Annotated in this window: 10 protein-coding genes; 5 read left to right on the top strand and 5 right to left on the bottom strand. The window is 41.0% G+C overall.

What is annotated here, in order from left to right; translation table 11 throughout:
* Both G9X62_RS10150 and G9X62_RS10145 read right to left on the bottom strand, forming a co-directional pair.
* A complete protein-coding gene (locus tag G9X62_RS10150) occupies window positions 1-759 on the bottom strand; it encodes a hypothetical protein (RefSeq protein ID WP_223130597.1) in 759 nt (252 codons plus the stop codon).
* The gene (locus G9X62_RS10145; protein ID WP_223130596.1) at window positions 760-1,770 is read right to left on the bottom strand and encodes an AMP-binding protein; all 1,011 of its coding nucleotides are present in this window, start codon (window positions 1,768-1,770) and stop codon (window positions 760-762) included. It abuts the gene before it with no gap.
* 85 nt (window positions 1,771-1,855) lie between these two features.
* On the opposite strand from G9X62_RS10145, the gene G9X62_RS10140 reads away from it, so the two are divergent.
* From G9X62_RS10140 to G9X62_RS10120, 5 genes are read left to right on the top strand one after another with little or no spacing between them, the layout of a single operon-like run.
* Window positions 1,856-2,302: a DUF2452 domain-containing protein gene (locus tag G9X62_RS10140; RefSeq protein ID WP_223130595.1), complete on the top strand. Its 447-nt coding sequence runs from the start codon at window positions 1,856-1,858 to the stop codon at window positions 2,300-2,302.
* A 7-nt stretch (window positions 2,303-2,309) separates the two neighbouring features.
* Complete coding sequence (gene menB, locus G9X62_RS10135; protein WP_223130594.1) at window positions 2,310-3,134, top strand: 1,4-dihydroxy-2-naphthoyl-CoA synthase; 825 nt, start codon at window positions 2,310-2,312, stop codon at window positions 3,132-3,134.
* A gap of 2 nt (window positions 3,135-3,136) precedes the next feature.
* Window positions 3,137-3,541, top strand: coding sequence for an EVE domain-containing protein (locus tag G9X62_RS10130; RefSeq protein WP_223130593.1), 405 nt, complete (start codon window positions 3,137-3,139; stop codon window positions 3,539-3,541).
* Window positions 3,541-5,151 carry a hypothetical protein gene (locus tag G9X62_RS10125; RefSeq protein ID WP_223130592.1) on the top strand — a complete coding sequence of 537 codons (1,611 nt, stop codon included), beginning with the start codon at window positions 3,541-3,543 and terminating at the stop codon, window positions 5,149-5,151. Before G9X62_RS10130 ends, G9X62_RS10125 begins: the two co-directional genes overlap by 1 nt.
* Before the next feature lie 3 nt (window positions 5,152-5,154).
* Entirely contained in the window at window positions 5,155-6,060 is a 906-nt protein-coding gene (locus G9X62_RS10120) for a class I SAM-dependent methyltransferase (RefSeq protein ID WP_261345515.1), read from the top strand.
* Here the strand turns inward: G9X62_RS10120 and G9X62_RS10115 are convergent.
* The 3 genes from G9X62_RS10115 to G9X62_RS10105 form a co-directional block, all read right to left on the bottom strand.
* Window positions 6,057-6,947: a bifunctional 5,10-methylenetetrahydrofolate dehydrogenase/5,10-methenyltetrahydrofolate cyclohydrolase gene (locus tag G9X62_RS10115; protein WP_223130591.1), complete on the bottom strand. Its 891-nt coding sequence runs from the start codon at window positions 6,945-6,947 to the stop codon at window positions 6,057-6,059. The two genes, G9X62_RS10120 and G9X62_RS10115, sit on opposite strands and share 4 nt — an antisense overlap.
* A gap of 4 nt (window positions 6,948-6,951) precedes the next feature.
* On the bottom strand, window positions 6,952-9,441 hold the full coding sequence (topA, locus tag G9X62_RS10110) for a type I DNA topoisomerase (protein ID WP_223130590.1): 2,490 nt from the start codon (window positions 9,439-9,441) through the stop codon (window positions 6,952-6,954).
* A 95-nt stretch (window positions 9,442-9,536) separates the two neighbouring features.
* Window positions 9,537-11,825 (bottom strand): DUF5686 family protein, encoded by a 2,289-nt coding sequence (locus G9X62_RS10105; protein ID WP_223130589.1) that lies wholly within the window; start codon window positions 11,823-11,825, stop codon window positions 9,537-9,539.
* Window positions 11,826-11,849: the final 24 nt, after the last annotated feature.

The following is an 11,849-nucleotide window of genomic DNA, read 5'->3' as shown; positions in this document are numbered from 1 at the left end:
CTAAAAAATGAACTGTAATTTTTCTTCTAACTCGTCAAAATAATAATTGTTTCCGCTTGGTTTACGTAACGAATGTCCTGCTACATACCATAAACCATCTCCAGGATAGACCGCTAAACTAGCGGATTTACAGTTCTGATTTGCTTTCTCGGCAGAAAATTCGGCGATAAAAACGTGGTTCATTAATTCCTGTAATTCATCCCAATTAGAGAAGGTTTTTTGACCTTCTTCGCTATCAAGGTAGGTAAAATTAAGAGCGGCAAAAGACATTTCTCCCTCGATCTTACGCCAATTTCCAGCGCGATCTTTGAATTGAAATCCCAAATAAAGCGGTAATTCGCGACCATCGATTTCGAACATCGCTTGCATAAATTCTTGAATCAAGGACTCTTGTGGCTCTAGATACAGGGGCACATTGGGAGTTGTATCATTCGCTTCTAAAGTAATAAATGGCTCCTGATCTTTAGGAGAACAAGATCCTGTGACATATTCTTGAAAAGCAGGCATCAATCGATCTCGCCATACTAAGGGCAATTCTCCTTCATATGTCCAGCTATCATCCGGTACTAAACCATCTGCAATTAATTCTTCTCTGGAAAAATCCGAACGGTCGATGTATTGAATTTCAATCGCTATAGTAGGCTTTTCGGTATCAAATTGCAAAAAGGTAAAAACAGCTTCTAAGTGATAGGGAGCCGGCACATTAATGGGCGACTCATAAAAGAGTTTAAAGCTGCGGGATAATTTATTCGGGTTCATCTAAAGGGAATTAAGATACAAAGCTACGGTTTTCGCCGTATCAATTTTAGCACTGGCGGTTTTTATAAATGCAGGAAGGTAAATGATTTCTTTGGGAATCTCTGCTGAGCTTAATGAAGCTGTTTCAAGGTTAATGGAAACGGGTGATGAAGATTCCAAAAACAAAACCAATTTTTGACCCCAAAAGGCATCTGGAATTCCGGCTACAAAGATGGGCAGGGAGGTAAGAGATCGATACACCGTTTCTATTTTCTCAGGCTGCAACTTGATGCCCCCTGAATTAATTACCCGGTCTAAACGCCCTTTTAAAGTAAATTGACCTTCAGAAACCCATTCAACCACGTCGCGCGTCTCGATCCACTTATTATCTGTCACCGGAGCACAGATTAATAAACAACCTTCGTCATTTTGACCTATTTGGACACCCGGTAATGTTTGAAAATGAGCCTGATTCCACGTTCTGTAGGCGATATGAGAAACCGTCTCTGTCATCCCATACGTTTCGTAAACGGGGAAACCATAGTCTTTTCTCAGAATTTCAGGGACGGAGGCCCCACCTAATAAGACTCCTTTTGCTTCTTGAAAAAAGCCATTTAGTGCTATTCCTGAAGAGAGCATCGTCGCCCATTGTGTCGGAACAAAAGAGGCTAAATGAATGTTTTGAGGAGGGATTTGGCTTAAAGGGTTTTGGCAAGGTTCTACTAAAATCAAGGCTAAATCATGTACCAAAGCCCGAACTAATACCATCGCTCCAGCAATGTAGGTGGGTGGCAAGGACAATAGGGCCACATTTCCTTTTTCCAGTTTTAACCAATCTCCGGTCATCTTTGCAGATAAATACAGTCGCTCCCGAGAAATGACAATAGGCTTTGGTTCGCCTGTGGAGCCGGAAGTGTGAAAGGTGAACTCTGTTTGACCCGCTCGCCAAGCCTGGCAAAAAGCAAAGACTTGCCGTTCAAATTCTGTTTCAGCCACAGGTAAATCCAAGAAGAGCGAAGCCAGATGACGCATATAATTAGAGAATCTTTCCAAAATTAACCAAACATTCTCTAATTTCGTAGGTTATTAAAGGTACACCCTTTACTAAGCCCCATTTATGTCAGAAGAAGCTTTTTTTAATCCCATTAATCCTGATAAAGTAGCCGAAAATCCAGGTTTACTTCCTTATGCCCATACGGCAGGAGGTGCAGTTATCAAACCGGATGATATGGGTAAGGTAAAAGGCCGTTCTATGCTAGCGATGCGCCAGCAAACAGACCGCCAAATGAACCAACTGTACGAGCAGATGGAGGTATTAGCGCGTCAGGCAAAATTATTAGCAGACCGTAAAGAAATTTCAGAGCGCATTTATGATGCAGCCATGGGATTCGAACCCATCATTAGTGAGACCTATTATTTATACGAAAAAGAAAATGGAGCAGACTTACTTTCCCTAGTAGCGCCAGAGGAATGGGGCCGATCGTTTAAATATAGCCGTTTTTTAGCCAAAGTAACTTTATTAGCCGACCACACATGGGAGGTAGAATACAACGAATCAAACTAATACATTTATGATTTCATCTTTCCCTTGGGAAACCATCAAAACCTACGAGGATATCTTATTTCAATTCTACAATGGAATTGCTAAAATTTCGATCAATAGACCTCATAAACACAATGCTTTCACTCCATTAACCGTTCAGGAAATGTCTGAGGCGATGGAACTGGCTCGCCAAGATCCGAAAGTGGGTGTGATTATTTTAACAGGAGAAGGCGGGAAAGCGTTCTGCTCTGGAGGGGATCAAAGTGTCCGTGGTGATGGTGGTTACGTAGGAAAAGATACCGTTCCACGTTTAAATGTTTTAGACTTACAACGTCAAATCAGAACCATTCCTAAGCCCGTAGTAGCGATGGTGGCTGGTTGGGCTATCGGTGGTGGTCACGTGTTACACGTCATCTGCGACTTATCAATAGCGGCTGAAAATGCGCGTTTTGGCCAAACTGGACCGAATGTGGGATCTTTCGATGGTGGTTTTGGTGCGTCTTATTTAGCGCGTGTCGTAGGTCAAAAGAAAGCGAGAGAAATATGGTTCCTGTGTGATCAATATGACGCTTCTGAAGCACTACAAATGGGATTAGTGAATAAAGTGGTTCCTTTAGAAGAGCTGGAAAAAACTACGGTAGCCTGGTGCGAAAAGATGTTAGAGAAGAGTCCTTTAGCGCTTCGCATGTTGAAATCTGCGTTTAATGCGGAATTAGATGGCCAAGCAGGTATCCAAGAATTAGCAGGTAACGCAACACTGCTTTATTACTTGTCGGATGAGGCCAAAGAAGGCAAGAATGCCTTCCTTGAAAAACGCAAACCTGACTTCTCTAAATTCCCTAAATTCCCATAATCATGAATTATTGGTTAGTAAAATCAGAGCCTTTCAAATATTCTTGGGATGATTTCGTTAAGGAAGGGAAATCTGTGTGGGACGGCGTTCGAAATTACCAAGCCCGGAACAATATGATGGCGATGAAAAAAGGCGATTGGGTCTTTTTTTACCATTCTAACGAAGGAATGGAAGTCGTAGGATTAGCAGAAGTAAAACGGGAGCACTTTCCTGATCCGACTACGGAAGATCCACGTTGGGTCGTTGTCGAATTAATCCCGGTTAAAAAATTCGCTAAAACGGTCACATTGAAAACGATGAAAGCAGATGATCGCTTATCTGGTTTAGCGCTCATCAAACAATCCCGTTTATCCGTAACACCCGTCGCAAAAGCAGAATTCGATATAATTTTAAGCCTAGCTGAATAATGATGAAATCGATCCGCCTTTTACTTGTATTTACATTTTGTAGTATCGCTACTTTCGCCCAAGAAATGAAGCGAATTGAAATCCCAGTAGGTTCAAGTCAATTGGAAACTTTTTCCATTCCATTAGGAGAAAAAGGGGTGATTGTATTAAATCACATAGGTAAAGCGGAATTCAATATTAGAAAATTCAATACGAATTTAGAGCAGGTTTGGACAAACCAAGGAAGCGTAGACGGCAACCTAGATTATGTAACGCATTGTTACGACGGGAATCGCCTCTATTTATTGTTCAGTCGCTTTAAAAGCAATAATTACTACATCGTTCGTGTCAATCCGACCGATGGTAAATTGGAAAAATTCCAAATCTTTTCGGTCGAGAAGATGGAAATTTCGAACTTTAAAGCCTTAAATCAGTCCTTATTTATTGGGGGTATCATTAACAGCACACCCGTCATTCTTTTCACCAATCTAAGTGAAAAGCGAACCCGCATTCTTCCGGCTGTCGTGAACGGACAAGCAGAGATCCAATCGATGGATTTAGACACACTACAACAGCAAATCAATGTGGTCTATTCGGTAGGGAAAAAGGCAAAAAACTACCAACTAATCTTAAAATCCTTTGATGAAGATGGGAATCAGTTAGGGCAAATTACCATGAATCCGAAAGACGAGTATGCACAGATGAATGCCAAATCAACTCAACTAAACGATTCATTACAGATAGTGGTGGGAACCTATGGCCATAAAGGCTCTATAGGATCCTCGAAAGGACCAAGTTCACAAGGCTTATACTTCAGCTCCTATTTAGATGGAGATTTACAAGAGTCAAAATTTACAAGCTTCACGCAGTTTACGAACTTCTTTAATTTCTTAGGAGAAAAACAGAAGAACAAACAGGAGAAAAAGATTAAATCGAAAGAGGAAAAAGGTGAGGAGCTACGTTTAGATTACCGTCTTTTAATGCATGAAATCATCAAAAAGGGTGACCATTATATCGTGGTGGCAGAAGCTTTCTATCCAGATTATAAATATGTGAATTACTCGCCTTTTGGAGGAACTTTGGGAATGCTAGGTGGTGGACTCTATTCCCCTTGGAATATGATGTATAATCCCTATCGTTGGGGTTATGGAAATTATGGATTGTACTCGCCCTTTTCGAGTTATTACAGCCCTTGGGGGTACAGAGGCTATAATTCATATAGCAATTCACAGCAGTTTGATGGTTGGATTTATACCCACGCAGTGATTGCTGAATTAGATGAAAAAGGGAATCTACTTTGGGATCAGTCTATTGATTTAAATAATATCAAAGAGGAAAAATTAATTCAAAAGATTAAGACCTCATTACACGGTGATGTGTTGACTTTATCTTACCAAAGAGGGAACAACATTATCTCTAAATACATTAGCCCTGAAGGTCAGTCTGGCGATGAGAAAGTACAAGAATTGAGCACACAAAATGAGGGTGATAAAATTCGCCGTCAAGAAAAATCAGACCTTAACTATTGGTATAGCAATAACTTTATCGCTTCTGGCAACCAAACTATCAACAATTCAGAGGAAGGAAGACGCTCCGTATATTTCCTGACTAAAATCCCATTGAACCCCTAAAATTTGAAAAATTCAGCTTCTATTGCCATTGAAACACCCGCTTTTTGGGGTAAAAACTACGAATTAATTGACTCAGGTGGGTTCGAAAAACTGGAACAGTTTGGAGCCTTTGTGGTGAGACGTCCGGAGCCGCAGGCTGTTTGGCAAAAATCATTATCTGAAGAATTCTGGGCAAGTAAAGCGAATGCCTACTTCAAAAAAGAAAAGGGAAGTACGGAACGTGGGGTTTGGGAAGTAAAGAAGGGGGTACCTGATAAATGGTTTATGCCCTATCAATCAGAGACCTTAAATTTAAATTTCAAAATATCTTTATCCTCCTTTAAGCACGTAGGTATATTTCCGGAGCAAGCGTCGAACTGGGAGTTTTTGGCAAAGAACATTCCCTTATTAAAAACACCAAAGCCTAAAATACTCAATTTGTTCGCCTATACTGGCGGTGCAAGTTTAGCCTGCAAGCAGGTAGGAGCTGATGTGACACACGTGGATTCGGTGAAACCCGTCTTATCCTGGGCAAGAGAAAACATGGAAGTATCCAAGCTAGATAATATCCGTTGGATGGCGGAAGACGCGCTTAAATTCGTCAAACGCGAAGCAAGACGCGGCAATTTCTACCAAGGCATTCTCTTGGATCCTCCAGCCTATGGTCGTGGTCCAGAAGGAGAAAAATGGGTATTAGAAGAACAAATCGATGATATGCTGCGTTCTGTTAAGGAAATTTTAGATCCGAAGGAACATATTCTATTAACGAACGTCTACTCCTTAGGATTTTCAACCTTGGTTGTAGAAAACTTAATGAAAGGGATTTTCAATGTGCCAGAACAGGCGGAATCGGGAGAGATTTTTTTGAATGATGAATACGATAAAAAACTCCCTTTAGGAGTCTTTTATCGCTATCTATATCAATCTTAGTTTTTCGGATAAATAACACCTTTAGCTGCTAAAAGCGTATTTTTCATCAAGGAAACGATGGTCATGGGACCTACGCCTTTAGGTACAGGCGTGATGTAGGAACATTTTGGAGCTACATCAGCGAAATCCACATCGCCCTTTAAAGCAAAGCCTGATTTCTTTGTCGCATCTTCCACGCGGGTTAAACCTACGTCGATAACCACGGCACCTGGTTTAATGTGGGCAGACTTAATAAACTCTGGTATACCTAATGCTGCAATAACAATATCCCCTTGAGAACAAATTTCTTCTAGATTAGTCGTTCTAGAATGCGTTAAGGTAACCGTGCAGTTACCCACTGGGTGATTGCGCTGCATTAAGATGGACATGGGTAAACCTACAATTTGAGAACGACCGACTACCACGCAGTGCTTTCCAGCGGTTTCAATCTTGTAATAAGCTAATAAATCCAACACTCCTTGCGGTGTGGCAGAGATGTATGCCGGCAATCCTTTGGCCATACGACCAATATTGATCGGGTGGAAACCATCTACATCTTTAGACGGATGAATCGTTTCCATTACTTTATCTGGATTAATGTGCTTTGGAAGTGGTAATTGAACGATTAAGCCATCCATTTCCGGATTGTCATTCACTTTTTGTACTTCCGCTAACAAATCAGCTTCAGAGATCGAAGGATCAAAACGTAACAGGGTAGACGCAAAGCCTAATTCCTCACACGATTTTACTTTATTCGCTACATAGGTCTCAGATGCGCCATTATTTCCTACGAGGATGGCCACTAAATGAGGGGCTTTTTGGCCTGCGGCAACCATTTGTTTTACTTCTTCACCAATAGCGACTTTCATCGTTTCGGCTACCATCTTTCCATCGATAATCTGACTCATATGCTTATTTTTTACGTGCTTTTTTAGGGGCTGGAGCCGCGTCACCTAGGGCTAAACACTCCTCTAAGGTTAAATCAGCAGGTTCCGTTCCTTTAGGGATCTTCACGTTGCGTTTTCCGATTTGGATATACGGACCGTACATGCCGTTCACTACCTTAACAGACTCATTCTCTGCAAATTCCTTAATGAATTTATTCGCTTCCACTTTACGCTTTGCTTCGATTAATTCGATGGCACGCGCTTGATCAATGGTGGCTAAATTATCTGTTTTCGCTAAAGAATAATACTTGCCATTGTGCTTCACATAAGGACCAAAACGGCCTTTACCGGTCTCAATCAAGGAATCTTCAAAGTATCCTAAACCACCAGCTTCCGCGTCCTTCAATGCTTGGGCAATGACCGCAATCGCTTGATCCATTTCAATCGTGAATGGATCGTGTGTATCAGGCAAACTCGTAAATTTGCCATCATATTTAATGTAAGGACCTAATTTTCCAGCACCAATAATCACTGGCATATCGTTGTGAATTCCCACTTCGCGAGGCAATTTAGGGCGTTCTAACAAGGCCAAAGCTTCTTCAAAAGTCAACGTACTTACTGCTTGTGTCTTCGTTAAATTTGCAAAGACTGGTTTTTCTTCCTCAGAAGATTCACCTAACTGTACAAATGGGCCAAATTTCCCTAAACGAACCGAAACTAAACGCCCTGTCTTAGGATCTACACCCAATTCACGTCCACCACCCACAGAACTGCGGTTAATGGATTTAGAATCTTCAATCGTTTGATGGAAAGACTTGTAGAAGTTTTTCATCAAGACCGTCCACTCTAATTTACCCTTGGCGATGTTATCAAATTCATCCTCCATCTCCGCGGTAAACGTATAATCGACTACATTTTCGAAGTTTTCAACTAAGAAATCTGTTACGAGTGTTCCGATGTGTGTAGGGAATAATTTTGACTTTTCCGTACCCACTGTTTCTGTTGCTTTCGTTCCCGAAATCTCGTTATTTGAAAGTACCCAAGTTTGGAATTCGCGCTCTCTACCTGGACGATCTTCTTTCACCACATAGGCACGCTTAATAATGGTAGAAATGGTAGGAGCATAGGTCGAAGGACGACCGATTCCTTTTTCTTCCAAAGCTTTCACTAAACTTGCCTCCGTATAACGCGGCGCAGCACGAGTAAAACGCTCTTGGGCCTTCATTTCATCTAATGTCAACACTTGTCCGACGTTCAAAGGTGGCAACATATCTTTGTTCTCATCCTCGTCCTCGTCATCTTTTCCTTCTAAATAGGCCTTCAAGAAACCTTCAAAGGCAATCACTTCACCTTGTGCTGATAACAACTCAGGTGTCGTTGAAATATCAATTAAAGCGGTCGTGCGCTCAATTAAGGCATCCGCCATTTGAGAGGCGATGGCGCGCTTCCAAATTAACTCATATAAACGCTTCTCACGCGCATCACCTGTGATGCTGTGATTGGCAAAATCTGTCGGACGAATGGCTTCGTGAGCTTCTTGTGCGCTTTCAGATTTGGTCTTAAACTGACGACTGTAGTGGAACTTAGCGCCATAAGCTGATTCAATTTCCGCCTTCGCTTTATCTCTTGCTTCTTGCGATAACATCGTAGAATCGGTACGCATATACGTAATACGACCTGATTCGTAGAGTTTTTGAGCGACAGACATGGTCGTAGCTACCGCAAAACCTAATTTACGAGAAGCCTCTTGTTGTAAGGTAGACGTTGTAAATGGAGGTGCAGGTGATTTTTTCGCCGGTTTCGTTTCTAAGCTTTTGATGCTGAACGCAGCGCCTACACATTTTTTCAAGAAGTCTAATGCATCATTTTCTTTGGCAAATGCCTTCGACAATTCAGCTTTTAATACCTTTTTACCTGGAAGATCAAAATGAGCCACTACTTTAAAAGTAGCTACCGCTTCGTGATTTTCAATTTCACGCTCACGTTCTACAATCAAACGAACCGCAACAGATTGCACACGGCCAGCAGATAAACCTTTTTGTACTTTAGACCAAAGCACAGGTGATAATTCAAACCCAATCAAACGGTCCATAATCCGGCGTGCCTGCTGCGCATTCACTAAATCCATATCAATGGTACGTGGCTGCGTAATGGCTTGCAAAATGGCTGGTTTCGTAATTTCACGGAAAACAATCCGTTTCGCGTTATCTTTTAACCCTAAAGCTTCTTTTAAGTGCCAAGAAATGGCTTCTCCTTCCCGGTCATCGTCCGTTGCTAACCACACTTCCTCCGATGATTTCGCTAAACTTTTTAACTCAGAAATGACCTTTGTCTTATCCGCCGATACCACATAGGTAGGAGCGAAGTCGTTCTCCACATCAATGGCTTTATCTCCTTTTAAAGGCAAATCGCGTACGTGACCAAAAGAAGACTTCACCACGAAATCCTTTCCCAAATATCCTTCTATGGTCTTCGCTTTCGCAGGAGACTCAACGATGACTAAATTTTTTGCCATTATGCTGGTTAAAAAATGAAATTCTTAAAATGACCTCAAATATAAGGGCTCTAAATTTAACAAAGAGGCAAAATACACCGAAAAGCTAAAAAAAATTATTCTGGGATATTTCCGATGCGAATTCGGGAATTGATATTCACCCGAAATCCGATGTAACTAAATTGACCATTAATGAAGTTCGCAATCGCCTCTAATCGAAAGACTTTAAACACGCCATCAAGTCCGTAACCTAGTTCGTTATAGAGTAAATTTTGATTCTGGACATAATTCGCATTGGCAATCAAGACTTCCTTTACATAGAGCTTTTTCATGCCTAAAAGAGGCTTTAACCAAAGATTAGAAAACTGAAAAAAGCTCAGCGCTTCTACATAGCTTCCAGCGGTAGAATTAGCATAATGGTTCACATTCAACCGCTGGTTAGCACCTGAGGTGAAGTTTTGGTAATAACCCACTAAACGCTCAGAGGCTAACATTTCACCCGCCTGAACTAGGTTTAACGTTCCATTATAATGCTTAAAGTCGATAAAGTAGGATGGCTTATTACCTATAAATGTACCGGCATTAATCAACAATCCCATTTTAATCCAAGGATTCACTTCAATATTATGTAGATAGGACAATTCCACTTGATTAAAATCCGTAGAAGACCCAGCCACGTCTTTCCATCCTGCCCGGTATTTCGCTAACAAAAGGGGAGAAGATCCCCAATCTGTCAGCCGTGTATTCGCTCGGTAACTTTGGGTTAAGAAAGGTCGAAAACCTACTTGTAATTGAGTAATAAAGGATTTATGTGTAGCAAAACCCTCCTGTGTATATTCTGAATTCGTTGGATTATTCGGCTTAAAATCTCGATTCAAGAAATTAATCCAATAATAATCCGTCGTATTATCCATCTGAGAACGCTCGGAATATTCAACCAATGATTTAAAAAAGAAACGAGCAGAGAAACGCTTGGTCAGGTTCATTGAAGTAAACTTAGTCCGGTAAATTTTCATCTGGTTATTCTTCAATAACAAAGTAGACAACGAGTTCATCTCTGGCGAAATCGTATTCTCAGGATTATATTGAGCTATATAATCCCCATTTGCTACCGTTAAATCAAATGCATCTGAGCGATAACGTAATCTCAGTAAACCAGAATTACGGTTAATACCAAAAGCTCTTCGACCCAAAACCTCCGCCTCTAACAGCTGATATCGTGACCATCGCTTTCTAAACACTACGGCCGTATTAACCACAAATCCTTCCACTGTATTAAAATTGGAATCAAAAACGGGGGATTTATAATAGATCTCAAATGGATAAAAATCACGCTTGAATTGTCCAAAATAGAAAGACTTACTCAAAATAAGCTGTGTAGGATTAAAAGGGGCAATTCTAAAGCTATCTATGAGTACCTCTCGGTTTTTCATTCCAGGTACCTCGGTAAAAAACGTAGGATCTAAACCTTTATTAATTTCAGCCGATTTGTAATAGACCGAATCAATCATCACTAAATTAGAGGTAGGCCTTTGCTTCCATTTGCGCAATAAAGAGCCGTGTAAATTGGTCAAAAATTGATTCGCAAATGTCTCATCAAATGCCACTGGAGATATATTCAAGGTCTCTTTGGGATTTTTAGGCTCGTCAAACAGACGTGAATCGAATCGCCATTCCTCTGGCTGACCAATGGACTCTTGCTCCCAAACATACTCCCCATCACTTCCCAATAACCCAGCCACTAATTTAATTTCCCCTTTCTTCGGGATCCATTTGTCCTGAAAGAACTGATGTTGCAAATCAAACGAATAATCGATCGCATCTGCGAAGACAGTTCCTTTAAATCGAACAATCCAACCCGCTTCATCTAACGTTAAAACACCCTTAAATAAGCGATCTCTACGTATTTTAGGTTCTACTTGAAATTGCCGGCATAACTTACCTTCTACCAGCGTATCTCCTTTGAAATTAAAATAATAATAGGATTTAGCTTGAAAGCTCAACGGAGACACACAAGAGGTCCCCACATAATCTTGGTACAAATCAGGCCAAAGAAACAAAGTAGGTTTCGTGTATTTCTTATGAAAGGTCTGAACGGATTCAATTCCGTGTATCAGTTGGTTCAAATGCCCCACCTGTACCTCTAAGATGGTTTGATTTCCATACCATTGCCCCATTTGAATTCCTTCTTTCGCCGCTAATCTCTTGCGAGCGATCCCAATAACCTGATTAAATCGTGCCTTTTCTTGTACTTTAACACGCATCTTAAAGGATCCAATCGCTTGCCCATGCACATCGGCAGAACGTAAAGCATGCTCTAAAACAGAAGCTGGAGGTAGGGATTGCGCTTGAATTTCATTTAGCGAAAAATGAAAAAAACATCCAATCAACAGGAATATTTTCAAAAAGTTCAAACGGAGAGGGTATTA

It is taken from the genome of Aquirufa lenticrescens, from assembly GCF_019916085.1.
Classification (GTDB): domain Bacteria; phylum Bacteroidota; class Bacteroidia; order Cytophagales; family Spirosomataceae; genus Aquirufa; species Aquirufa lenticrescens.
The sequence above is the reverse complement of the archived record's forward strand: the minus strand, read 5'-3'. Positions and strand labels throughout refer to the sequence as shown.